Origin of the sequence: Agrobacterium sp. CFBP 3001, assembly GCF_027871605.1 — a bacterium.
In the GTDB taxonomy this organism is placed as follows: Bacteria; Pseudomonadota; Alphaproteobacteria; order Rhizobiales; family Rhizobiaceae; genus Agrobacterium; species Agrobacterium leguminum.
Map to the genome: position 1 here is coordinate 46,370 of NZ_JAQAHD010000002.1, position 22,844 is coordinate 69,213.

The following is a 22,844-nucleotide window of genomic DNA, read 5'->3' on the forward strand; positions in this document are numbered from 1 at the left end:
ATGCTGCGGTATATTTTAAAGCGCATCCTCGTCATGATCCCGACGCTGATCCTGATCTCGATGCTGGTCTTCACCATCATCGAGCTGCCGCCGGGCGATTATTTCGAAAGCTATGTCGCCGAGCTGCGCGCCATGGGCGAGACGGCGAACCTTGCCGAAATCGAGGAGCTGCGTGTCCGCTACGGTTTCGACCAGCCGGCCCCGATCCGCTATTTCCGCTGGGCGACAGGGATGCTGGTCGGCGATTTCGGTTATTCTTTCGAATATCAACTGCCGGTCAGCGATGTGGTGGGAGACCGCCTGTGGCTGACGGTTCTGGTCTCCTTCGTCACCATCATCGTCACCTGGCTTATCGCCTTCCCGATCGGCATCTACTCCGCCACGCATAAATACAGCTGGGGCGATTACGGCCTCACCTTCCTCGGCCTGCTCGGCATCGCCATTCCCAACTTCATGCTGGCGCTGATCCTGATGTATTTCGCCAATATCTGGTTCGGCATTTCCATCGGCCATCTGATGGACCGGGAATATCTGAACCAGGCGATGAGCTGGGCGAAGTTCAAGTCGATCCTCGAACATATCTGGATTCCCGTCCTCATCATCGGAACGGCGGGCACGGCAGGCATGATCCGTCGTCTGCGCGCCAATCTGCTCGATGAATTGCAGAAACAATATGTGGTGACCGCCCGCGCCAAGGGGCTGCACCCCTTCAAGGTGCTCACCAAATATCCGCTGCGCATGGCGCTGAATTTCTTCATCTCGGACATCGGCTCGATCCTGCCCGCCATCATCTCAGGCGCGGAAATCACCGCCGTCGTGCTGTCGCTCGAAACCACCGGTCCCATGCTCATCAGGGCGTTGCAGAGCCAGGACATGTATCTCGCCGGCTCATTCCTGATGTTCCTCGCATTCCTGACGGTGATCGGCGTTCTGGTGTCGGATATCGCCCTTGCCATACTCGACCCGCGAATCCGCTTCGGAGGTGGTAACGTCAAATGACTTCATCCATTCCGAAACCCGGCGAAGCGCTGCCCCATTACGTCTCGACCGCGCCCTTCGACCCGTCGCTGATCGAACCCAACACGTCAGGAATGGCGGCCTTCAGCAAGGCCTCACAGCTGCGTCTCATGTGGTGGCAGTTCCGTCAGCACAAGATCGCGGTGTGGTCCGGCGCCTTTCTGGTGGTGCTTTATCTTTCGATCCTGATCAGCGAATTCCTCGCACCCTATAATCTCCACACCCGCAATATCGAACATATCTACGCCCCGCCGCAGGCCATTCACCTGTTCAACGACGGAAAATTTGTTGGCCCCTTCGTTTATGGCCGGGAGATGACGCTCGATATGGACAATCTGAGACGGGTCTACCGGGATGTGCCGACGGATATCCAGCCGCTGCGTTTCTTCTGCAAGGGCGATACCTATCGCTTCTGGGGCATGTTCGAGGGCAGAACCCATCTCGTCTGCCCGGCGGAGGGCGGTGAATTGTTCCTGCTCGGCACGGATCGTCTCGGCCGTGACGTGCTGTCCCGCATCATCTATGGCGCGCGCATTTCGCTGACCATCGGCCTTCTCGGCGTCGCCATGAGCTTCGTTCTCGGCATTGTGATCGGCGGTCTGGCGGGTTATCGCGGCGGCACCTTCGATCTGATTGTCCAGCGCATCATCGAGGTGCTGCAATCCATCCCGAGCATTCCGCTCTGGCTGGCGCTTGCGGCGATCATGCCGGTGACCTGGAGCCCCATCCTCGTCTATCTCGGCATCACCATCATTCTCGGCATGCTGGACTGGACGGGCCTTGCGCGCGCCGTGCGCTCAAAACTTCTGGCGCTTCGCGAAGAAGACTATGTTTTGTCTGCACAATTAATGGGTGCCGGAACGCCGCGCATTATCGGCAGACACCTTATTCCCGGCTTCATGTCACACTTGATCGCATCCGCCACCCTGACGATACCGGGCATGATTCTCGGCGAAACCGCGCTGAGCTTCCTCGGCCTCGGTCTCAGACCACCGATCACAAGTTGGGGAATTCTGCTCACGGAGGCGCGCAGCGTCAGCGTCATTGCGCTATATCCATGGCTTCTCATCCCGACGATCCCTGTCGTTCTCGTCATTCTGGCCTTTAATTTCTTCGGCGACGGACTACGTGATGCTGCGGATCCCTTCAGATAAAATGGAACACCCTTTGATAAACTGCCCTTCCGCCATCGCCTTTTTTGTGAAAGGCAAAAAGAGGTGTGGCCCATGACCTCCCGTTTGAACGACGCGCGTATCCTCATGTACAGCCACGATTCCTTCGGGCTCGGGCATCTGCGGCGGTGTCGCACCATCGCGCATGCTCTGGTGGAGGATTATCGCGGCCTCAACGTACTCATCATTTCAGGCGCGACGATTGCCGGCGCTTTCGATTACCGCGCCCGCGTCGATTTCGTGAAAATCCCGAGCGTCATCAAGCTGCGCAACGGCGAATATACGTCCATGGACAGGCATATCGATCTTCAGGAAACGCTGAAGATGCGCCGCTCCATCATCTACCACACCGCCGAAAGCTTCCAGCCGGATATCTTCATCGTCGACAAGGAGCCCATGGGCCTGCGCGGCGAGGTGGAGGAAACGCTCGCCTATCTCAAGGGACAGGGCACCAAGCTCGTCATCGGCCTGCGCGATGTCATGGATGCACCGCAGCTGCTCGAAGCGGAATGGAAGCGCAACAATGTCATGACCAAGATCGGCCAGTTCTATGACCACGTCTGGATTTATGGCCCACCCGATTTCCACGACCCGCTGACGGGGCTCGACGTTCCGCACACCGTTCGCGACAAGATGGATTTCGTCGGTTTCCTGCAAAGATCCAAGACGCAGGCCGAAACCGTAGCGCATCGGCCGGAAGGCGATTACCTTCTCGTCACCACCGGCGGCGGCGGCGATGGCAGCGAATTGATCGACGACGTCATCAACGCCTATCGCCATGACAGCGAACTGACGCACAAGGCGCTGGTGGTGCTCGGCCCCTATATGCCGGCGGATCAACGCCAGCGCTTCACGAGCAGTGTTGCCGATATTCCGCATATCGAAATCATCGAATTCGACAACCGCATGGAAGACCTCGTCGCTGGCGCGCAGGCCGTCGTCTCCATGGGCGGTTACAACACCGTCTGCGAGATATTGTCCTTCGACAAACCCGCCCTCGTCGTGCCGCGTACGGTGCCGCGCGAAGAGCAGCTTATCCGCGCCAGCCGTGCCTCGGAGCTTGGCCTTTTCGACATGCTTCTGCCGGAAGATGCCGAGAACCCGGCAAAAATGGCGGCTGCTCTGAAAGCGCTGCCGAACCGCGCACCGCCTTCCGTCAATGCGCGCGGACTGAAGCTGGACGGTCTGGAAAACATATCGCGCCGGATAGCCGAATGGCTGCCGTCCGAGGGCGACAAGGCGCCGATCACGCTGACTGCGTGACCGATTCCCCGACAAACACCGCTTCAAAAGAGACACGCGCAACGTGACCGATACAAAAAAAATCGTGGTGCTCCTCAAGGGCTATCCGCGCCTGTCCGAGACTTTCATCGCCCAGGAACTTCTGGGGCTGGAAAAGGCAGGGCTGAAACTCGAACTCATGTCGATGCGCCGGCCCACGGACAATAAGCGCCACCCCGTTCACGATGAAATTCGCGCACCCGTCACATATCTTCCGGAATATCTGCACGAGGAGCCACTGCGGGTTTTGAAGGCGCTTTGGGCCTGCCGCAGGAAGCCGGGCTTCACCAAGGCGCTTCGCCGGTTTTTCACCGACCTGCCGCATGATCTCAGCCGCAATCGCTTCCGCCGTTTCGGGCAGGCTGCGGTGCTCGCGCATGAATGGCCGGCGGATGCCGAATGGCTGCATGTCCATTTCATCCACACACCCGCCTCGGTCGCCGCCTATACCCACCTCATCACCGGCACGCCCTGGACGATTTCGGCCCACGCCAAGGACATCTGGACCTCCAGCGACCGCGACCTTGCCGCCAAGCTGCAAAGCGCCCGGTGGGCCGTGACCTGCACTGCCGGCGGCTTCCAGCATCTGCAGACCCTTTCCGGGTCAAGGCAGAATGTGCATCTGAGCTATCACGGCCTAGATCTCACCCGTTTCCCGCATTTCGAAACGCCACGACCGGCAAGAGACGGTTCAGATGCCGATAATCCGGTGAGGATTTTGAGCGTCGGCCGGGCGGTCAAGAAAAAGGGCATCGATATTCTCCTGCGTGCGCTCGCCTCGCTGCCGCAGGATATCCATTGGCGCTTCACCCATATCGGCGGCGGCGATGAACTGGCCTCCCTGAAGAAACTCGCTGACGAACTCGGCGTTGCCGACAGGATCGTCTGGACCGGCGCCATGGACCAGAAGCAGGTGCTGGAGAACTACCGGGAAGCGGACCTCTTCGCCCTTGCCTGCCGCATCACCAGCGATGGCGACCGCGACGGCCTGCCAAATGTGCTGGTCGAGGCCGCAAGCCAGGCGCTGGCCTGCATCTCCACCAATATTTCCGGCATTCCGGAGTTCTTCGTCAGTGGTGAAAACGGCCTGCTGACGGAACCGGAAAATCCGGCCGCCTTCGCAGAGGCCCTGCGCACGGCCATCACCGATCCGCAATTGCGCCAGCGTCTTGGCAGTGCCGCCGAAAACCGTGTGCGCACCGCCTTCGACCATCGCACCAGCATTGTCGAGTTGAAGGCCCTGTTCGAGACCGAGTGGGAAAAAACGCCATGACCGATACGGAAAAACGCCCCTGCGTCTTCTTCTACGTTCAGCACCTTCTCGGCATCGGCCATATCGCCCGCGCCAGCCGCATTGCCAATGCCCTTCAGGCGAACGGTTTCGATGTCGTGCTGGTCACGGGCGGCACGCCGGTTCCGGGCTTTCCGGGCGAGGGCATCCGCCATGTCGAATTGCCGCCCATCGCCGTCAGCGACGGCAGTTTTGCCGGCCTGGTCGACAGTTCCGGCAAACCGGTGGATGACGACTTCAAGAGGCTGAGAACCGATATGCTGATCGGCGCCTATCACGGCGCCAAACCCGATATCGTTATCATCGAGGCGTTCCCGTTCGGTCGCAGGCAGGTGCGTTTCGAATTGTTGCCGCTTCTCGATGAGATAGAAGACAGCGAACCGCGCCCGCTCGTCATGGCGTCACTGCGCGATATCTTGCAGGAAAAGACCAAACCGGGCCGGGACGAAGAGACCGTGTCACTGGTGAAGAAACATTTCGATGCGGTGCTCGTCCATGGCGATCCGGATTTCGCCCGGCTCGAAGACACGTTTCCCCTCGCAGGCGAAATCAGCCAGCGCATCGTCTATACCGGCCTCGTCGCCCCCCTTCCGCCGCCGGAACCGGCAGAAAAATTCGATATCGTGGTTTCCGCAGGCGGCGGCGCCGTTGGGGCCGCACTCATACGGGCTGCTCTCGAGGCTGCCCCCCTCTTGGATGGCATCAAGAGCTGGTGCCTCGTGACCGGTCCAAACATGCCGCAGGCGGATTTCGATGCGATCTCGGCGCGGGCGGCGGGCAATGTGTCCGTCTTCCGTTTCCGCAAGGATTTCGCAAGTTTGCTCGCCGGCGCGCGGCTTTCGATTTCACAGGCCGGTTACAACACCGTCTGCGATATTCTTCAGGCAAAATGCCGCTCGCTTCTGATCCCCTTCGCAGCCGGGGGCGAAACCGAACAGAGCGCCCGCGCCGAACGGCTGGCGCGGCTGGGGCTGGCGCATGTGCTGGAGGAGAAGGATATTTCTGCGCAAGCGATGGCCGATGCCATAAAGGCCGCATTGTCCCTGCCGGCGCCCGGCACGATCACGCTCGATCTCGATGGCGCGGCCGGAACGGCTAGAGCGCTGCGCCGTCTTTACGATGAGCGGTGAGGATCGTCTTCAACTCGCGAACCGCCGCCTCATCGGTAACCTTGCGCCCTGCGCCGGTGAAACCGAGCTTCGCCACCCTGCTGTCCGGATCATAGGATGGAACGGCGGAACAGGATGCGTGGATTTCCGTGATCGGAAAGCGATACAGCAAGGTCTGAACGCTCTGCGGACGCACACCGGCACCGGGCATGATGACGATCCGGCCTGCCGCCATCTCGGACAGGTGGGCCAAAGCCTCGATCCCTTCAAGCGCCGAACGCGCGCCGCCTGAGGTGAGAATTCTTGGGAACCCCAATGCGATGGCAGCTTCCAAGGCCTCGTCCATATCAGGCACGACATCAAAGGCCCGGTGCAGCGTCACATCCAGCCCGTCGGCATGACTGCGCAATTCTTCAAGCAAGCCAATATCTAGTGAACCATCGCCACGCGATGCGCCGAGCACCACGCCGGAAAGACCGGCGGCACGTGCCGTGTCGATATCGCGTTTCATCACATCCGCTTCGTCGCGCGTGAACACGAAATCACCGGCGCGCGGCCTGATCATGACGCTCACCGGCAACCCGCACGCCGCCGCGCGCTGCATGAAACCCGCCGATGGCGTCACACCGCCGCCCGAAAGCGCCGCACAGAGCTCGATCCGATCAGCCCCGCCGCTGACCGCCGCTTCCAGACCGGCGACATCGTCCACGCAAATTTCGAGAATCATCGTAACCTCTTTCATTTGAGTGGCCGTTACCTGCGGCGGCCCTTTCCATCAAGCGCGTAAAGCATATAAACGCCGCCGAGCCCCACGATCGCCCCCAATATGGAAGTTCCCGAATAGCCGGAGACCAGGGTACCAACGGCAAAAATCAGCGCACCGAGACCAGCGCCGAGGAAGATGTTGACGGCGATCAGCGAGCTTCCGAGTCCCGGCCGGTCTGCGATCAGTTCCTGCAGATAGGTAATTGGAATGCTGATGATCGCGGCGGCGCCCAGCGCACTGATGACCGTCTGGGCGTAGATATGCCACGGCGCTGAAGCAAGCCCCTGCAAAATGAGATAGATGGCGTAAAGCCCCGCTCCCGCCGCAAGTGTCAGTGTCTGTGGAACCTTCTTCTCGATCCAGCCCCACAGGAGAATGAAGACGATTTCCAGCGCAGCGACGATACCCGCAACAATGCCGATATCCGCCACCGTGCCCCTGGCCTGTCCGGTTATGATGAGCGAGCGCACGGAATCGTTGAGATGCAGCATCGAGCAGATGAGCGCAATGGCGATGATCCGGAGCAGCACCCGCCGTGATCCGATTTCCGCAAGCGAGGCGCGCAGGCCAAACCGCGCTTCAGTATTTGCCGATGCCGGCGTGGCGGCCCGCGGCAGGCAGAAGGCGACGAGTAGAAAGCAGACAAGCGCGCAGATGCCCGAAAACAGGAACGCCATCAGCATATTGCCGGAATTCACCAGAAAAACACCGACAATGCCCGGCACCAGCACCCAGGAAAGCGAGATGGTTGCCCGCATGATCGAATTCACCGCGATCATCTCACCCGTCGAAAGGTTGCGCGCATCGGCGCGCACATGGGCGAAGATCAACGAATTCATCGCTCCGAAAATCGGCAGAAGCACCAGCTTTGCAGCGACGAAGGCGGTGGCGTTGCCGGCCAGATAGACCAGCAGATAACCGCTGACGCCAAAGAGCGCGATATAGAGCATTGGCTTGCGATATTCACCCAGCCTGTCTGCGACAATGCCCATCAAAACGCTGGCGCTGACATTGATGACGGCAGCAAACAGCATCAACAGCGAATAGACGCTGTTGCTCAGTCCTATTTCGCGAATGCCGATGACCGCCTGATAGGGGGCGGTCGCCGCATTCGAGAACCCGAAGAACAGGATGGCGAGCGCCCCGATGCGGATCGACGGATTGTTGATGACGATGGAAAGAGCCGACGGCATGGATATTCGCCTGAGATGATCCGGCACCGCCGGATCGCTGGGTAAAAGCTACCGGACCGCTGTCATCGCCAGCGGGCCGAAAGGATGGGCTGAGGGGTATAATCGAAATGCGGCTTCCATGGGTAAAAATCGCCGTCCCGGCGGCGATTGGGAAGGTTTTCGATATCCTGATTGATGACCCCTTCCGTCAGCGCCATGAGGTTGGGATTGGCGATAGGCGCAAGCTCCGGTGAAAGATAACCGGACTTGACGACCAGCAGCCGCACCTCCTTTGGATTAAAGCCGAGACGGGTGAAATCGGAAATCATGTGATAGGGCCTGCGCCGCGCCGCCAGAATGACCGTGATGCCGCCGATGGCGACTACTGCCTGCCGCTGGTCAGCAGCACCTGGATCGTCCAGTTTCACAAGACGGGCCTCGACGGTCACGGACGGGCTCTGCGGATCGAGACTGCCGCCGATCTTCAGGGAAAGCGCAGCACCTTCGCCGGCCGCAAAACAGGCTTCGACCGCCGGCCTGTCGGTGATGCCGCCCAGCAACGCGCCCTGCCAGTTGCGCGCAATCAGCGCAGCCAGAACATCGGCGCGATCGCCAACCCCACCGCCGGTCGGGTTATCGCCGGAGTCGGCCAAGATGATTGGCAGCGTTGCCGTTTTTTCGGCGATATCCAGAATGGCCTCGAGCGGCTCGGTCACGGGGCCGAAACGAAAATCCTGCCGGGCATTCCAGTAGGATTGCGCGATCTCGGTCGCGACCGCCTGTGCGGCCGCTTTGTCCGTTCCCGTCACCACGGCGCAGGCCGTCGCCCGGGGTTCGTCCGCCCAGACGTAGCCGATCATGAAATTCGCATCCCAAATGCCGGGCCGCGCATCGTGATCCGGCAAAACCGCATAAAGGCTTTTAGTGGGTTCGTCTTCCGTGGAGGTCTTCTCCCCCGGCAGTAGAACCGGAATTTTCGCCCAGGCGACGCCGGGCTTTTCGCCCGTCTTCAGGGCCTTCAGCAGCATTGTCCACGCCCGCACCATCGTCTCGCGCACATCGATATGCGGCGCAGTTCGGTAGCCGGCAAATATGTCGAGCTGATCGATGATCGTCTGGCTGACATTGCCATGCAAGTCATAGCTCGCAGAGACCACGACATCCGGCCCGACGACGGCGCGGGCGCTGGAAATCCAGTCACCTTCCGCATCGTCCATGCCTTCGACATTCATCGCGCCATGCATGGCGAGATAAAGCCCGTCCAGCGGCGGGCAGGCCTTAAGGCGTTCGAGAAACTCCGCCTTGAACGCCTCATAGGCCACGCGCGACACCGGGCCGCCCGGTACCGCCCGCGCATGCAGAAGCGGCAACACGTCCACCCCGCCTTCACCGAGGAAATTGAAATACTCGGCCTCCAGCAGTTCCGCGCCGCGAAAGACGCGAAAATCCTGCTCGCCCATCAGCACCGGGGAATAGGTGCTGCATTCGGTATGAATTCCACCCACGGCAATACGCATGTCGGTTTCCCCCTCAATAGATCGGGCTCAAGGGGACGATGGCCGCAAAACGCAGCCAGTCCTTTTGCGCCTTTGGCGTCCACGCCGCCTCGGCAATCGCCGGCAGACGGGGGAAAACCAGATGGTTGAAATAGGCGCGATTGAGGAAATGTTCGGACCAGATGCAGGCCTGAACGCCCTTCATCCGCTCCTTCAACTCCTCGGGAAATTCGCCGACAGCCTCATAGGCATAAGTATGCGAAGGCGGAACGGTGCCGGCCCAGCTTGCGCCCGGCTCCTGCCATGCTTCATCCTGCACCATGTCGAGATAATAGGCCTGACCCGGCGTCATCACCACGTCATAGCCTTGGCGTGCAAGCTCAAGCCCGACTTCCGGCTTCTGCCATGCCATCAGCAACGTTCCGGCAGGATCGACGCCACCACCGTGGGAAACCTCATCCCAGCCCGCAAGCTGGCGACCGCGCTCATGCAGCATCCCCTGAATGCGCTTCATGAAATAGGACTGGATACCGAAGGTGCCGTCGAGCCCTTCCTTTTCCATCAGCGCCTTGGCAAGCGGCGAGGCCAGCCACGACCCATCCGCAACCTCATCGCCGCCAATATGGATCAGCCGCGACGGGAACAGCTCCACCATCTCGTCGAATATCTTGCCGAGGAATTCATAGGTCGGTTCGATGGCCGGGTTAAGCGCATTGTTCGGGTATCCCTGCACAGAGCGGTAGCTGTCCGGCGCTTCCTGCCCGTCCGTCAGCTCCGGATAGGCCACGAGAGCCGCCGTGCTGTGGCCGGGAATATCGACTTCCGGCACGATTTCGACGTTCAATGCCGCCGCATGCGCAACGACCATGCGCACCTCATCCTGTGTGTAATAGCCCGACACCGGCTCAGCCCCGTTACCGAGCTGCGGCAGAAGCGGCGCATCCGGGCCGCGCGTTGCGCCAACGGTGGTCAGCAGCGGATAGGCCTTGATTTCGAGCCGCCATGCCTCGTCATCCGTCAGGTGCCAATGGAAGCGGTTCATGCGCAGCCATGCGAGAATATCGATAAGCCGCAGGACATCGCCTGTCGGATAGAATTGCCGGGAGACATCGAGATGGCAGCCGCGCCAGCTATAACGGGGTGCATCGCTGATGGCGCCGGAGGCCGGGAAGCGGAATTGAGGATCGATGCGCGCGCCATGCAGCAGCTGCGCCAGAACCGTCAGGCCATATTGCAGACCGGCAGCGGCCGAATATTCCACGACCACCGCTTCTTTTGAAAAAGTGAGGCGATAACCTTCCGCTTCCAGCCCGCTGTGCCGCTTGAAGCGAAGCGGTTTTCCCTCATGAACCGGCGCAAGGCTAAAGGGCACGTGCCCGACGGCAAAGAGCCGGCGGAACAGCGAAAGCACGGTTTCCACCGCAAGCACTTCTTCTGCACCCGCATCTTCCGCCGGGAAGAGCGCGACGGGAAAACCGTCGCCCGGTTCGGCGTCGATTTCAGCGGGCCAGGGCTGGATGGAAAAGGGCAGATCGAGCTTGCCTTCCGGAAGCAGCACCGGCGCCGGCTCGCTATGACGCCCATCCAGCATCAGGTCACCGACATCGACGGCGCGATGCGTTCCATCGGCAAGGCTGACATAGGCGGATTTCGCGCCATCCGTGCGATGCCGGGCCGGCCGCAGCAGGCCATCGACGGTGAAGCGCCAGGATTTCCCCGGCTCGAGCACGAAGCCCGGCGGCGGTGCAAACTCATGGAAATTGGCGTTGCGGCGCAGGTAAACGGCATTGTCGCAAGCGGGCTTGTCTACCGTCCGCGTCAACGACGTGTAGACGATGCGAAAATCCTTCAGCGGCTCGCGGGAAAGATTGACTAGGGTAAAGGTAAAACCGCCGGAGGCGGAATCTTTGAGCGGATGCCAGGAATTTTCGAGACGATAATGTGCGAGCGCCATGATGCTCCCCTTTATTGCGCATTGAGCCCTCAGGAGGGCTTCGGTCAGTAATGTTCGGATTGCGAGAAGGTCCGGGCCAGCGGCGCCTGCCCCGCCGTCAGTCCGCAATCGACCGGCAGGCACACGCCGCTGATCGCCTCCGCCTGTGGGCCGGCCAGAAAGGCAACGGCATTGGCCACATCGTCGGGCCTCACGATGCGTTGCAGCGGATACCAGTGCTTCGCCTCTTCGAAGACCTGAGGATTGGCGGCGGCCCGCGCCTCCCACGCCTGGGTGCGCACGGTGCCCGGCGCAACGGCATTGGAACGGATGCCGAATTTGCCATATTCCACGGCGATCAGCTTGGTCAGATGGATCAGCCCGGCCTTTGCGGCGCTATAGGCCGGATGGCCGAACACCGCCATGCCGTTGACGGACGTGATATTGACCACCGACCCCTGGGTCCGCTTCAACGCCTCTTCGAAAGCCCTGAAGCAGAGAAACGGCGCTTCCAGATTGAGGGCATTGTCCCTGCGCCATATATCGGCGGTCGTGTCGTGCAGGCTGACCGCTCTTGCCGCGCCCGCATTGTTGACGAGGGTAACAACATCGCCCAGCTCCGCGACCTCAGCGGCCAGCCTCGCAAGGTCCTGCGGATCGGTGACATCGCAGGTTTTCGCAACGAAGCGGGGACTGGAAAGCAGGGATAGCGCGCTCGAAAGGGCGTCGGGATCGATATCGACCAACACGACCTTTGCATGGCTTTCAGCGAGCGCCGTGGCAATTGCCCGGCCAATATCACCTGCCGCGCCGGTAACGACGGCGAGCTGGTCTTTCCTGTCCTTCATCTCCTACAACTCCCTTGAAGCTTTCCGACCCGCCACAAAGCGGGTCTCAGGCAAAGCAGCCTGTGTTTTTCGTCAGCCCGCCTCAGTCACCGAGCAATTGCTTGTCATCCGGGTCACGATGTTCCACGAGCTGCTGCTTGATATGACGCAACGTCACCATCGATCGTTGCCGTTGATGATAGGCAGCAAGCGTCGCCAGAACATCGACGGCGGCCAGATAGGCGTAGCGCGATGAGGTGGGGCGGAAGATATTGTTTCCCTCGGGCACATTGACCGCCACCACCATGTCGGCGGCCGCGGCAACAGGCGTGTCGCTCTGGGTAAGCGCAATGGTGGTGACCCCCATTTCCCGCGCCAGCCTGAAACATTTCACCAGTTCCATGTTGCGGCCGGAAAAGGACGAACCGATGATGACGTCTTCCTTGCGCGCCGCAGCCGTCATCATCAGCTGCATGCTGTGATCGGCGCTGGTCGAAACGCGCAGGCCCAGGCGGAACAGCCGATTCTGGATTTCCGAAGCGATCATCGAGGAGTTGCCGCCTGCGCCGAAGGCATAGATCATGCCGCTATTGGCGATCCTGATCGCCGCTTCATCGGCAAGGGCGGGATCGAGCGTCCTGTGCAACAGGAAAAGCGCTTCCTGTGCCTTGGCGAGCACCTCTTCCGCCACATCCGAGGGACCAGTGCTGGAGGGTTCGGAGGTGAGGTATCGAATACCCACATAGGCCGTCTTGGCGAGGCTGACCTTGAAATCCGAAAAGCTCTGGCACCCCAGCCGACGGCAGAACCGCGTCACGGTCGGCGGAGACACTTCGGCGCGGGCCGCCAGCTCGATGATCGAGGCATTGACGGCGAATTCGAAGTCCGAAACCAGAATATCGGCAATCCGCCGCTCCGACTGCGAGAATTGCCCCCTGTCTTCCTGTATTCTTGCGAAAATATCCATGTTCACCGGTCTCCGTTCCGCCAAAACTTAAGGCTTGGCCCCGTTTCCGATGCACCCTAAGAAAGCGCGCCCGTCAACCGCATAGATCCATGAATCGAGGATGTTTCGTCTTGCTGACGACACCGCGCGCACCTTTGATTTGAAAATTATTTTCTCTGTTGATTGAGAGATGAGCATATGCCAACAATCGACACCAGAGAAATCTCCAAATCTTGAAAATAATTTCAATAATGGACCCAAACCATGCGTGATCCCTTCAAAAACCCCTTTCCCGAAACAGATATCGCCCGCCATTCCATCTGGGAGATGCTGGTAACGCGGGACATCGACGCTTTTCTTGCTGCCGACTGGTCGAAGGTCGCGGATGATTTCGTCGAAGACGGCTTTCTCGGCATCAACGCCAACCGGGATGCGAACCCAGACAATTGGCGCCTGTCGTTCCCTTCGCTCAGCGCCTATCGCGACGAGTGGCTGCGGCAGGCGCAGGATTTTCAAACCCAGCAATTCGCAGATAACCCGCGCGATGCGATCTTTGCGACCACCACGCTGGAAGAAATCGAAGTGGAAGGTGAGACCGCGCTGGTGCGCAAGAAGTTCGACGGTGGGCTTCGCAAGGCCGATGGCAGCTTCGACGTCATGAAATGGCAGACGCTCTATTATTGCCGGCTGCATCAGGGACGCTGGAAGATCAGCGGTTTCACCGGCTACATGCCCAACCCCATGCCGTGATCCGGCGGACATCGGGAAAAGCTTCGCACGCCGGGCCGAAAGACCGGCGTTGTTTTTTCGTCTGGAAGGGGCGGAAAAATGCTGCCGAAGACGGATCGCGTCAGAAACAGCCGGGCATTGGGAAACAGATAACATGGCCCGGCTCCTGCGCCTTATTGGATCAGCTTGAGGACTGAAAGATCGACGCGCCGCTCGAGCGCAATGCCGCTTTCGTCAAACAAATGGCAATCCGATGCCTTGATACCCGTGACGATGGGCTCATCCACGACCACAGGTGCGGAGCCGGAAAGCAGCGCGCAATAATTCTCACCCGTCGGCGCGACGCCATAGGCGATGGTATTGACCCCGAGCCGCTCGATCACGCTGGGCGCGACCGTGACATTGAGGTCGGCCGTTTCGAGGCCGGTATGTTCCGGGCGGATGCCGAGCGTCAGCTGCGCGCCTTCAAGACCGGCGCGGGGCTCTACCGGCACGGTGATCGTCTGGCCCTCATATTCCACCGTCACACCCTCGGCGCTGACGGATTTGCAGGTGACCTTCAGAAAATTCATTTTCGGGTTGCCGATGAATCCTGCCACGAAGAGGTTAGCCGGCTTGTGATAAAGCTCGAGCGGCGCACCGACCTGTGCGATTTCGCCGGCATTCAACACCACGATGCGGTCGGCCATGGTCATGGCTTCCACCTGATCGTGGGTGACATAGATCATCGTCGCCTTCAGCGTCCGGTGAAGATTGGTGAGTTCAATGCGCATATCGGCGCGAAGTGCTGCATCGAGGTTGGAAAGCGGCTCGTCGAACAGGAATATTTTCGGCTCGCGAACGATGGCGCGGCCGATCGCCACGCGCTGGCGCTGGCCGCCGGACAACATGCCGGGGCGCTGCTGCAGACGCTGATCGAGCTGGAGAATCTTGGCGACGCCCTCGACCTTCTGCTTGATCTTGTCCTCCTCCATCTTCTCGACGCGCAGCGGAAAAGCGATGTTTTCAAAAACCGTCATGTGCGGGTAGAGCGCATAGGACTGGAAAACCATGGCGATGCCGCGTTTGACCGGCGGCAAGTCATTGACCTTCACGCCGTTAATGACGACGTCGCCAGCGGAAATATCCTCAAGGCCGGCGACCATGCGCAGCAATGTGGATTTGCCGCATCCCGAGGGGCCGACAAAAACGACGAACTCGCCATCCCTGATGTCGAGCTGAACGCCCTTGATGACTTCGAAATGTCCATAGTTCTTGCGGACGTTGTTGAGATAAAGCTGACCCAAGACTTGCCTCTCCCGTCAGCGGCCGACATCTGGCCACGTTCAGAGATGTTCCGAAACAGGGGCAAAGCCACACGGAATCGGAACCGTTGAAAACAGGGGGAAAGAGCATCCCGGAAGACGCAAGGCATTCCCACGGCGAAACTTGCCGGATGCGGACGGCTAGCGCCCGCATCCGTGCTCATGAAAGATTATTTATACTGCTCGAGAGCCGAAGCCGCTTTCTTCGCGGCATCTTCCGGTGTTGCCTTGCCAGTGACGACAGACTGCACCATTTCGATCATCGTGTCCTGGAAGCCCTTGTAGTCCGTGAAGAGCGGCTCGGGACCACCATAGGCGATACCGTCGATCAGCGGCTTCCAGAAGGGATCCTTGGCGATGAATTCATCGACCTTCGGCGACGGACGCAGCGGGGTGAGGCCCGCGCCGCCCTGCAGTTCGTATTCGCCCTGCGGGCCGGGGGAGGTGATGAATTTGGCGAATTCGGTCGCCTTTTCTTCCACGCCGGTTCCCTTGAAGATCGCAAGACTGTCGGTGATGAGCAGCGTGCCGGGACCCTTTGCTTCCGGGCCGAGCGGCAGCGTGGCGATGCCCCAGTTGATCTTGGTTTCCTGCAGGCGCGTGGCGGCGCCCGAACCGGCCTGGATCATGCCGACCTTGCCATCGAGGAAGATGGCGCGGATTTCGTTCTGCTCATAGGCCGTCGGGCCTTCGACGGAATAGGGCGTGATGTCCTTATAGGCCTTCAGCGCGGCAACAACCTGCGGGCTGTCGACGGTGATCTTGTCGCCGTCGATCACCTTGCCGTTGTTGGTGTAAACCCAGTGCATGAACTGGTGCATGGTGTTGTCGAAGGTCTTGGCCGGCAGGCCGTAACCGGCGATGCCCGTCTTTTCCTTGATCTGCTTGGCAAACGCGATCTCTTCGGCCCAGGTCTTCGGCGGCGTTTCCGGATCGAGACCCGCCTGCTTGAACAGGTCCTTGTTCCAGTAAAGCGCCTTGGTCGAGAAGGCGACCGGCACGCCCCACTGCGTGTCCTCGAAGGTCACTGTGTCGACGATGTTGGGGTAATAGCTCTTCTTTTCATCTTCGGTCATCGGCACCGGAACGATGAGATCGTTCTGCGCGAACTGCTTCAGCGTGCGCGAACCGACATAGGCCATGGCGACCGGGGTGCCGGCAGCGGCGAGTGTAGTCGCCTTGTCCTGGCACTGGGCCCAGCCGACGACCTCAGGCACGACCTTCCAGCCCTCGTTCTTGCCTTCCCATTCCTTGATGTATTTCTCATGGATGGGGTCCATCTTGTCGCCGCAATAGATCCAGCTGATCTCCTTGTCGGCGGCGTGCGCCGTCACCGTCGTAAGGGCAGTGGAACCGGCAAATGCGAAAGCGCAGAGCGCCAATCCGTAATGTTTCAGTGCCATAGGTAGTCTCCCGTTTTGGTGGTCGTTCCGGTTGTTGATTATTTCACCGCGCCGGCGGTAAGGCCGCTGACGAGATATCGTTGCATGAAGAAGATCACGACCATGGCCGGCGCAATGCCGACGAAGCTGGCCGCCATCAACTCATTCCAGATGACTTCCTGGCGACCGAAATAGGCGAAGAGGCCGATGGGCAGCGGCATATATTCGGTCTTGGAATTGAAGGTGAGCGCGAAGATGAACTGCTGGGCATAGGCGCCGATGAAGGTGGTGATGGAGACGACGGCGATACCCGGCATCGCCAGCGGCAGGATCACCCGGCGGAAAGTGTAGAAATAGCTCGCACCGTCCACATAGGCCGCCTCTTCCAGTTCTCGAGGAATACGCAGCATATAGGTGCGCAGCAGCCAGATGGCGGTGGGGATCAGGAAGGCCGCGCCGGGAATGATCATCGCCAGATAGGTGTTCAGCACACCCATGTTGCGCATAAGCCGGTAAAGCGGGATCAGAAGCACCGCGCCCGAAAACATGTTGATCGCCAGAAATGCGCCAAGCAACTGCCCACGCCCACGAAACTCGAAACGGGCGAAAGCATAAGAAGCCGGCACCACCAGGATGAGGACGATGATGGTCGAAATGGTGGAGATGAAGAAGGAGTTGAAAACGTAGCGGGCAAAACCCGGAACGCTGACCCACATGGTCCGGTAGGCCTCGAAGGAACCGTTTTCCGGCCAGAATTTGTAGGGCGAAGAGAAAAGCAGGCTGAGCGGTTTCAGCGAAACCAGAAATCCTTCCACGAAGGGCGCCAGCACGAAGGTCAGGAACACGGCGATGCCGCAATAAATCCCGACGATTTCATACCACCTGTAGCGGTTGATCATCGCATTCTTGTCGCTCATCGGCTGGCCTCCTGCGAGATGCGGCTGGTGATGCGGAAGTAGAAATAAGTGAAGATCGACAGGAAGATGCAGATCAGCACGGCGCGGGCCGCACCTTCACCGTATTTGTAGGAGCCGATCGCCGTCTTGTACGTGTCGATGATCATGGTCGTGGTCTGGCCGGTCGGACCGCCCTGTGTCAGGATCCAGATGATATCGAAGGAATTGAAGGTCGAAATCAGCGAGATCATCGACATGGTAATCATGGCCGGCAGCATCAGCGGCAGCGTGATGCGGCGGAAGCGGTAGAAGCGGCTTGCCCCGTCTGTCCACGCGGCCTCGTAGAGATCCTGCGGAATGGCCTGGATGGCCGCCAGCAGATAGAGCGTCACCATCGGCACGCCGATCCAGACGTCGGTGACGATCGTTGCCCAGAAGGCCGTTCTGCCATAGGCGAGGAACGCGACCGGACCATCCACCAGGCCGAGGTTCTGGAGCACCCCGGAAATCATGCCGAACTGGCCGTTATACATCCAGCCCCACATGAAGATGCCAATAGCCATCGGCACGATCCATGGCGGCATGGTCAGGATACGGAACAGCGCCCGGCCGGGCACGGCCGAATTCAGCAAGACCGCACCGAATGTGCCGATGATCATCTTTATCGAGACGGAAAAGAACGTCCAGATAAAGGTCCGCGTGATGACATCGGCAAAAGTCGCGTTGAAAATCTTCTCGTAGTTGATGAAGCCGACCCAATTCGTCGTTTTTCTAAGCGACGCATCGGTAAAGGACAGGATGAAGGTATCGACGAGCGGATAAGCAACGATAACCGTGATGTATAAAAGCGCCGGCAGAAGAAGAAGCCAGGCAAAGACGACCGCGCTGCGTTTCGCATCCATCGCGCCGCCCCCTCAAGCCGATTTCACAGCGGGGGATTTCGGCTGCCCGTGCAGCGCCAGATCGTATTCCTCCCACACCGGCTTGAGATCGATCACTTTACGGCCATGGCGCGCTTCATCCATGGCAAGCGCCAGAATACCGGCCTCGATCGCATCGAGCGCGGAAACCGGAAGGGCCGCACCCTTGACGATATGGGCGATCACGTCCTCGGCCATCTGCTCGTCCGCACCGTAATGCTGCGAGAGCGCGGTCGCCGCCGAATAGGTCTTGGCCACGGTCTTTTCATTTGTCCGGGCATTGTGCACGTTCAGGAAGCCGCGCACGAAATCGCCCTCAGCCATGCCCTTGGCGCCGATGACGCAGAAACGGCGGAAATCGTCGGGAACATTGAGATTGGTATGGAAGGCGAGCGATGCGCCGTTCTCATATTCGACGATCGCCGTCTGGTAATCGATGATGTCGCCGTCGCTGTCGAAGACCTTGTCGGAACCCATCCAGCCGCTCGGCTTGCGATGGTAAACCTCCATGTCGTTGATGCCGTCATGCTGCGGCGCGTTTGCCGGCGTGAAGCTCTTGCGCCCGCCGAAGCTCGAGACGAAACGCGGCCGCGCACCGACCACGCCATTATAAAGATCGAGGTCGTGGCAGCATTTTTCCAGCATGAAGGAGCCGGAATAATTCTCGTAACGCCGCCAGTCGCGCATGAAGAATGCGCCGTGATAGGGCGGGATATGCTCCGAGGCCTCGATGGAAACGACATCGCCCAGCTTGCCTTCCGCCTGTGCGGCGCGCAGATCGCGGTAGAGCGGGGAATAACGCAAAACCAGACCGACGAGCAGCCGCTCATGCCCGTGCTTGTTGAGCAGCCGGGCGAGCTCAAGACTTTCCTCGATGCTGACGACGATGGGTTTTTCCGAGAAGATGGTGCAGCCGGCCTCAAGCCCGATACGGATATGCTCCAGATGCATGTGGTTCGGTGAGCCGATCATCAAGAGATCGAATTTTTCGTTTTCGATCAGCGCCTCGGGACTATCGTAAGCCTTGCCGGCCGAAATGCCCTTTTCCTGCAGGCCCGGCAGGCCCGCCGGCGCGGGATCGACGTAACCGACGATCTCGAAATCCTTGTCGATCTCATGAAAAACGTAGCCCAGATAACCGAGACGGAATCCGAGTCCGATAATTCCCACCTTCATGAACTTTGTTCCCTGTTCATTCGTAATTCATTTTCGCAGAAGCGACCATTTCTGTGCTGGTCATCCAGTTATCTGCGATAATTTCCTGCCACGATGAAATTAATTTTCACAACGGTCAAGCTAAATTCGATTTCGCAAACGCTGCCGCGAGTCGAAAACCGATTTTCCCGGCGCGACGGATGCGAAACGCATCGCCGCCGACCACCGACGTAAAAAACAATACCAAAAAAATGCCAATCGTCCAGAGCAATTCCGTTATCGAGAAAATTTTTTTGGTTAATGCGAAAATATCAAGCATGCAGCCTTATTATTCGGCAAAATATCGAAAAAACCACCGATTAATCGTACAAATCTAGCAATGGTTCTATTTTGGTATTGCTGATTACGCGGCATATGATATAGCCAGAGCCGGCCATATCGCCGACCACATGGATCGTGACAGAGGTTATGGATGAACGGGGCAGCGCTTAATCTGGACGACCTGCAATCAGGCGGCGGCCCGCTTTACCTGAAACTGCGCCAGACGATTGAAGACGCCATCAATGGCGGCCGCCTGAAGCACGGCGACGCCTTGCCGCCGGAGCGGGATATCGCCGAAAGCGCCTGCGTCAGCCGCGTCACGGTGCGCAAGGCGGTGGACGATCTCGTCCGCGACGGCCTTCTCGTTCGCCGGCACGGTTCGGGTACTTTCGTCGTCAAGCCCATCACCCGCATGCAGCAGCCCCTTACCAAGCTCACCTCGTTTACCGAGGACATGCGCCGGCGCGGAATGACGGCGAGCACCCGCTGGCTGGACAGGGGCCTATTCCACCCGACCGGCGACGAGATGATGGCGCTCGGCCTTTCCCAATCCGCCATGGTGGCGCGGCTCACGCGTCTGCGTCTTGCCAATGACCAGCCAATCGCACTCGAAGTTACCAGCCTGCCGGGCGATATCCTGCCTGACCCGCAACTGGTGGAAAACTCGCTTTATCTGGAGCTTGAGAAAAACGGCATTCGCCCGGTGCGCGCCATTCAGCGCATCTCCGCCCGTAACCTCACCGATGAGGAAACATTGCTGCTCGGGGTTCCGCCGGGCTCGGCAGCGCTTTCCGTTCAGCGAATGGCCTATCTGGAAAGCGGGCGCCTCATGGAAATATCCCGCGCGCTGTACCGCAGCGACGCCTATGACCTCGTCGCCGAACTGACGATGGGGCCCGAGTGACAAATCTCTTGATCAAGGACATGAAACGATGACAACCCTGATGCGCCAGGAAATCGATGAGATTCCCGATGCAGTCGCCCGCCTGCTGGACAATGCCAATGCCGACTTCCACGAAGCCGGAGACAGGCTGAAGGCCCGTGACCCGGCCGTTATCGTCACCATTGCACGCGGCTCCTCCGACCACGCCGCGCATTTTCTGAAATATGCGATCGAATTGCAGACCGGGCTTCCGGTCGCTTCGCTCGGCCCCTCGCTCGCCTCGATCTACCAGACGAAACTGCGGCTGGACCTGGCGGCGGCCTTCGCCGTCTCGCAATCGGGTAAAAGCCCTGACATCGTCGCTCTGGCGGAAAGCGCCCGCAAGGGCGGTGCGCTCACCTTCTCGCTTGTCAACACCCTGCCCTCCCCGCTCGGCGATGCGGCCAATCACGCCATCAATATCCAGGCGGGCCCTGAAAAGGCGGTGGCCGCAACCAAATCTTTCGTCAACTCCATCGTCGCTGGCCTCGCAATCCTGGCCGAATGGACGGAAGACAGCCTGCTCGCCAAAGCCGTCAGCGCCTTGCCGCAGAATTTTGCCAAGGCCATCGGACTCGACTGGAGCCAGATCGGCGAAGCGGTCAAGGGTGAGGAATCGCTCTATATGCTGGGCCGCGGTCCGGCGCTGGCCATTGCCGCGGAAGCCGCGCTGAAATGCAAGGAAACCTGCGAACTCCACGCGGAGGCCTATTCGTCGGCGGAAGTGATGCACGGCCCCGTTTCGCTGGTCGCACCGAAATTTCCCGTCATCGCTTTTGCCGCGCGTGACCGCGCCGAAACCTCCGTGACGGATATCGCGGCCGGTCTCGCCGGTAAGGGCGCAAGTGTTTTCGTCACCTCCGCAAAAGGCAGCCCGGCCAAGCCCCTGCCGTTTGTGGAAACCAATCACCCGCTGACCGATGCCCTGTTGCTGATCGCGCCGTTTTACGGCTTCATCGAGCAATTGTCGCGCGCCCGCGGCTTCAACCCGGATGCGCCCGTGGCATTGAAGAAGGTGACGGAAACCCAATGAGCAGCAGCAAGGCATTTGTCGGCGCCCGCATTTTCGATGGCGCCGCGTGGCACGATGGCAAAGCGCTCGTGACCGGTGATGGCCACATTGCCGACATTGTTGAGCGCGTATCCGTGCCAGCAGACGCCGAAATCATCGACGCGGAAGGACTGTTCATTGCGCCAGGCTTCATCGACCTTCAGGTCAATGGCGGCGGCGGCGTGATGTTCAATAACGAGCCGGATGTGGAAGGCATCGCCCGCATCTGCTCGGCCCATGCGCAATTCGGCACTACGGCGCTGATGGTCACACTCATCACCGACCGGCCGGATATCACAACCAAAGCCGCCGAAGCCGGCATCGCCGCCCACAAGGCAGGGGTGCCCGGCTTTCTCGGCCTGCATTTCGAAGGGCCGCATCTTTCCGTTGCACGCAAGGGCACCCATGATCCGGCGCTGATCCGAAAGATGGAAACGGCCGATCTCGCGGTTCTGACGGACTGCAAGGCGAAGCTTCCTTTCGTGCTGACAACCATCGCCCCGGAAAACGTAACCGAAGCGCAGGTCACAGCGCTGCACAAAGCCGGCATCGTCGTCAGCCTCGGCCATACCGATGTGGGCCTTGGCGTTGCGACGGCCTATGCCGAGGCCGGCGCATCCATGGTGACACATCTTTTCAACGCCATGAGCCCGCTCGGCCATCGCGAGCCGGGACTGGTGGGGGCGGCACTTTCGAACGGCAAGCTGGATTGCGGGCTGATCGCTGACGGCTTCCATGTCGATCCTGCAGCAATCGGCATTGCGCTTCGCGCCAAGAATAATCCCGGCCGCATTTTCCTCGTCACCGACGCCATGTCCACCATCGGCACGGATGATGACGGTTTCGAACTGAACGGCAGGCGCGTCTATCGCAACGGCGGCAGGCTGACGCTGGCCGACGGCACGCTGGCGGGAGCGGATATCGATATGCTCTCCTGCATACGCTTCATGCATGAAAAGCTGGACACACCGCTGGAAGAAGCCTTGAGAATGGCGTCCGCCTATCCCGCCGAGGCAATCGGCGCTTCCGGCAAGGGTAAGCTCCTGCCCGGCTTCGATGCGGATTTCGTCATGCTGACGCCCGACCTTCAGATGCATTCGACATGGATCGGTGCAGAAAAAATCCACGATGCCACCCGTTCCGGAGCCTGAATC

General features: G+C 59.8%; 21 protein-coding genes. 9 read left to right on the forward strand and 12 right to left on the reverse strand.

Annotated elements, in window-relative coordinates; translation table 11 throughout:
- The 5 genes from PH605_RS03910 to PH605_RS03930 all read left to right on the forward strand — a co-directional run bounded on the left by PH605_RS03910 (nt 1) and on the right by PH605_RS03930 (nt 5,891).
- Nucleotides 1-999 (forward strand): ABC transporter permease, encoded by a 999-nt coding sequence (locus PH605_RS03910; RefSeq protein ID WP_003521288.1) that lies wholly within the window; start codon nt 1-3, stop codon nt 997-999.
- On the forward strand, nt 996-2,171 hold the full coding sequence (locus tag PH605_RS03915; RefSeq protein WP_065656984.1) for an ABC transporter permease: 1,176 nt from the start codon (nt 996-998) through the stop codon (nt 2,169-2,171). Before PH605_RS03910 ends, PH605_RS03915 begins: the two co-directional genes overlap by 4 nt.
- 72 nt (nt 2,172-2,243) lie before the next feature.
- The gene (locus PH605_RS03920; protein ID WP_078052407.1) at nt 2,244-3,452 is read left to right on the forward strand and encodes a glycosyltransferase family protein; all 1,209 of its coding nucleotides are present in this window, start codon (nt 2,244-2,246) and stop codon (nt 3,450-3,452) included.
- Nucleotides 3,453-3,495: 43 nt separating this feature from the next.
- Nucleotides 3,496-4,743, forward strand: a complete 1,248-nt coding sequence (locus PH605_RS03925) for a glycosyltransferase family 4 protein (RefSeq protein WP_161987762.1) — start codon at nt 3,496-3,498, stop codon at nt 4,741-4,743.
- The gene (locus PH605_RS03930) at nt 4,740-5,891 is read left to right on the forward strand and encodes a glycosyltransferase family protein (protein WP_142844352.1); all 1,152 of its coding nucleotides are present in this window, start codon (nt 4,740-4,742) and stop codon (nt 5,889-5,891) included. Before PH605_RS03925 ends, PH605_RS03930 begins: the two co-directional genes overlap by 4 nt.
- Here PH605_RS03930 and PH605_RS03935 read toward each other — a convergent pair.
- The 6 genes from PH605_RS03935 to PH605_RS03960 all read right to left on the reverse strand — a co-directional run bounded on the left by PH605_RS03935 (nt 5,857) and on the right by PH605_RS03960 (nt 13,031).
- Entirely contained in the window at nt 5,857-6,597 is a 741-nt protein-coding gene (locus tag PH605_RS03935) for a copper homeostasis protein CutC (RefSeq protein ID WP_142844353.1), read from the reverse strand. The genes PH605_RS03930 and PH605_RS03935 overlap by 35 nt on opposite strands.
- 26 nt (nt 6,598-6,623) lie before the next feature.
- Nucleotides 6,624-7,829: an MFS transporter gene (locus tag PH605_RS03940; protein WP_078052405.1), complete on the reverse strand. Its 1,206-nt coding sequence runs from the start codon at nt 7,827-7,829 to the stop codon at nt 6,624-6,626.
- Nucleotides 7,830-7,891: 62 nt separating this feature from the next.
- Nucleotides 7,892-9,325 (reverse strand): M81 family metallopeptidase, encoded by a 1,434-nt coding sequence (locus PH605_RS03945; RefSeq protein WP_078052404.1) that lies wholly within the window; start codon nt 9,323-9,325, stop codon nt 7,892-7,894.
- A gap of 13 nt (nt 9,326-9,338) precedes the next feature.
- Nucleotides 9,339-11,258: a beta-N-acetylhexosaminidase gene (locus tag PH605_RS03950; RefSeq protein WP_078052403.1), complete on the reverse strand. Its 1,920-nt coding sequence runs from the start codon at nt 11,256-11,258 to the stop codon at nt 9,339-9,341.
- Between the two features lie 44 nt (nt 11,259-11,302).
- A complete protein-coding gene (locus tag PH605_RS03955; protein WP_078052402.1) occupies nt 11,303-12,085 on the reverse strand; it encodes an SDR family oxidoreductase in 783 nt (260 codons plus the stop codon).
- Between the two features lie 82 nt (nt 12,086-12,167).
- Nucleotides 12,168-13,031 (reverse strand): MurR/RpiR family transcriptional regulator, encoded by an 864-nt coding sequence (locus tag PH605_RS03960; protein WP_003504906.1) that lies wholly within the window; start codon nt 13,029-13,031, stop codon nt 12,168-12,170.
- A gap of 243 nt (nt 13,032-13,274) precedes the next feature.
- On the opposite strand from PH605_RS03960, the gene PH605_RS03965 reads away from it, so the two are divergent.
- Nucleotides 13,275-13,760 (forward strand): hypothetical protein, encoded by a 486-nt coding sequence (locus tag PH605_RS03965; protein WP_003521277.1) that lies wholly within the window; start codon nt 13,275-13,277, stop codon nt 13,758-13,760.
- A gap of 152 nt (nt 13,761-13,912) precedes the next feature.
- On the opposite strand, the gene PH605_RS03970 is transcribed toward PH605_RS03965, so the two are convergent.
- The 6 genes from PH605_RS03970 to PH605_RS03995 all read right to left on the reverse strand — a co-directional run bounded on the left by PH605_RS03970 (nt 13,913) and on the right by PH605_RS03995 (nt 19,715).
- Nucleotides 13,913-15,025, reverse strand: coding sequence for an ABC transporter ATP-binding protein (locus PH605_RS03970; RefSeq protein WP_142844354.1), 1,113 nt, complete (start codon nt 15,023-15,025; stop codon nt 13,913-13,915).
- 188 nt (nt 15,026-15,213) lie between these two features.
- On the reverse strand, nt 15,214-16,446 hold the full coding sequence (locus PH605_RS03975) for an ABC transporter substrate-binding protein (RefSeq protein ID WP_003521275.1): 1,233 nt from the start codon (nt 16,444-16,446) through the stop codon (nt 15,214-15,216).
- Between the two features lie 38 nt (nt 16,447-16,484).
- Nucleotides 16,485-17,342 carry a carbohydrate ABC transporter permease gene (locus tag PH605_RS03980; protein WP_020809501.1) on the reverse strand — a complete coding sequence of 286 codons (858 nt, stop codon included), beginning with the start codon at nt 17,340-17,342 and terminating at the stop codon, nt 16,485-16,487.
- Nucleotides 17,339-18,223 carry a carbohydrate ABC transporter permease gene (locus tag PH605_RS03985; RefSeq protein ID WP_003521273.1) on the reverse strand — a complete coding sequence of 295 codons (885 nt, stop codon included), beginning with the start codon at nt 18,221-18,223 and terminating at the stop codon, nt 17,339-17,341. Before PH605_RS03985 ends, PH605_RS03980 begins: the two co-directional genes overlap by 4 nt.
- Before the next feature lie 12 nt (nt 18,224-18,235).
- Nucleotides 18,236-19,417 (reverse strand): Gfo/Idh/MocA family protein, encoded by a 1,182-nt coding sequence (locus tag PH605_RS03990; protein WP_142844355.1) that lies wholly within the window; start codon nt 19,415-19,417, stop codon nt 18,236-18,238.
- 115 nt (nt 19,418-19,532) lie between these two features.
- Nucleotides 19,533-19,715, reverse strand: a complete 183-nt coding sequence (locus PH605_RS03995) for a hypothetical protein (protein ID WP_065656974.1) — start codon at nt 19,713-19,715, stop codon at nt 19,533-19,535.
- A 153-nt stretch (nt 19,716-19,868) separates the two neighbouring features.
- Here PH605_RS03995 and PH605_RS04000 point away from each other — a divergent pair, with 153 nt between their 5' ends.
- Genes PH605_RS04000 through nagA form a run of 3 tightly spaced genes read left to right on the forward strand, consistent with a single transcriptional unit; the run spans nt 19,869 to nt 22,841 of the window.
- Nucleotides 19,869-20,621 carry a GntR family transcriptional regulator gene (locus PH605_RS04000; RefSeq protein WP_003521268.1) on the forward strand — a complete coding sequence of 251 codons (753 nt, stop codon included), beginning with the start codon at nt 19,869-19,871 and terminating at the stop codon, nt 20,619-20,621.
- 28 nt (nt 20,622-20,649) lie between these two features.
- Nucleotides 20,650-21,672, forward strand: coding sequence for an SIS domain-containing protein (locus PH605_RS04005; protein ID WP_142844356.1), 1,023 nt, complete (start codon nt 20,650-20,652; stop codon nt 21,670-21,672).
- On the forward strand, nt 21,669-22,841 hold the full coding sequence (gene nagA / locus PH605_RS04010; RefSeq protein ID WP_142844357.1) for an N-acetylglucosamine-6-phosphate deacetylase: 1,173 nt from the start codon (nt 21,669-21,671) through the stop codon (nt 22,839-22,841). The genes PH605_RS04005 and nagA overlap by 4 nt, the downstream gene beginning before the upstream one ends.
- The last annotated feature ends 3 nt before the right edge of the window (nt 22,842-22,844 follow it).

Coding starts and splice junctions, on each gene's coding strand:
- PH605_RS03960 (WP_003504906.1), bottom strand. CDS start 13,031: ATGGATATTTTCGCAAGAATACAGGAAGACAGGGGGCAATTCTCGCAG.
- PH605_RS03945 (WP_078052404.1), bottom strand. CDS start 9,325: ATGCGTATTGCCGTGGGTGGAATTCATACCGAATGCAGCACCTATTCC.
- nagA (WP_142844357.1), top strand. CDS start 21,669: ATGAGCAGCAGCAAGGCATTTGTCGGCGCCCGCATTTTCGATGGCGCC.
- PH605_RS03980 (WP_020809501.1), bottom strand. CDS start 17,342: ATGAGCGACAAGAATGCGATGATCAACCGCTACAGGTGGTATGAAATC.
- PH605_RS03930 (WP_142844352.1), top strand. CDS start 4,740: ATGACCGATACGGAAAAACGCCCCTGCGTCTTCTTCTACGTTCAGCAC.
- PH605_RS04000 (WP_003521268.1), top strand. CDS start 19,869: ATGAACGGGGCAGCGCTTAATCTGGACGACCTGCAATCAGGCGGCGGC.
- PH605_RS03915 (WP_065656984.1), top strand. CDS start 996: ATGACTTCATCCATTCCGAAACCCGGCGAAGCGCTGCCCCATTACGTC.
- PH605_RS03975 (WP_003521275.1), bottom strand. CDS start 16,446: ATGGCACTGAAACATTACGGATTGGCGCTCTGCGCTTTCGCATTTGCC.
- PH605_RS03940 (WP_078052405.1), bottom strand. CDS start 7,829: ATGCCGTCGGCTCTTTCCATCGTCATCAACAATCCGTCGATCCGCATC.
- PH605_RS03910 (WP_003521288.1), top strand. CDS start 1: ATGCTGCGGTATATTTTAAAGCGCATCCTCGTCATGATCCCGACGCTG.
- PH605_RS04005 (WP_142844356.1), top strand. CDS start 20,650: ATGACAACCCTGATGCGCCAGGAAATCGATGAGATTCCCGATGCAGTC.
- PH605_RS03935 (WP_142844353.1), bottom strand. CDS start 6,597: ATGATTCTCGAAATTTGCGTGGACGATGTCGCCGGTCTGGAAGCGGCG.
- PH605_RS03965 (WP_003521277.1), top strand. CDS start 13,275: ATGCGTGATCCCTTCAAAAACCCCTTTCCCGAAACAGATATCGCCCGC.
- PH605_RS03995 (WP_065656974.1), bottom strand. CDS start 19,715: ATGCTTGATATTTTCGCATTAACCAAAAAAATTTTCTCGATAACGGAA.
- PH605_RS03920 (WP_078052407.1), top strand. CDS start 2,244: ATGACCTCCCGTTTGAACGACGCGCGTATCCTCATGTACAGCCACGAT.
- PH605_RS03990 (WP_142844355.1), bottom strand. CDS start 19,417: ATGAAGGTGGGAATTATCGGACTCGGATTCCGTCTCGGTTATCTGGGC.
- PH605_RS03985 (WP_003521273.1), bottom strand. CDS start 18,223: ATGGATGCGAAACGCAGCGCGGTCGTCTTTGCCTGGCTTCTTCTTCTG.
- PH605_RS03955 (WP_078052402.1), bottom strand. CDS start 12,085: ATGAAGGACAGGAAAGACCAGCTCGCCGTCGTTACCGGCGCGGCAGGT.
- PH605_RS03950 (WP_078052403.1), bottom strand. CDS start 11,258: ATGGCGCTCGCACATTATCGTCTCGAAAATTCCTGGCATCCGCTCAAA.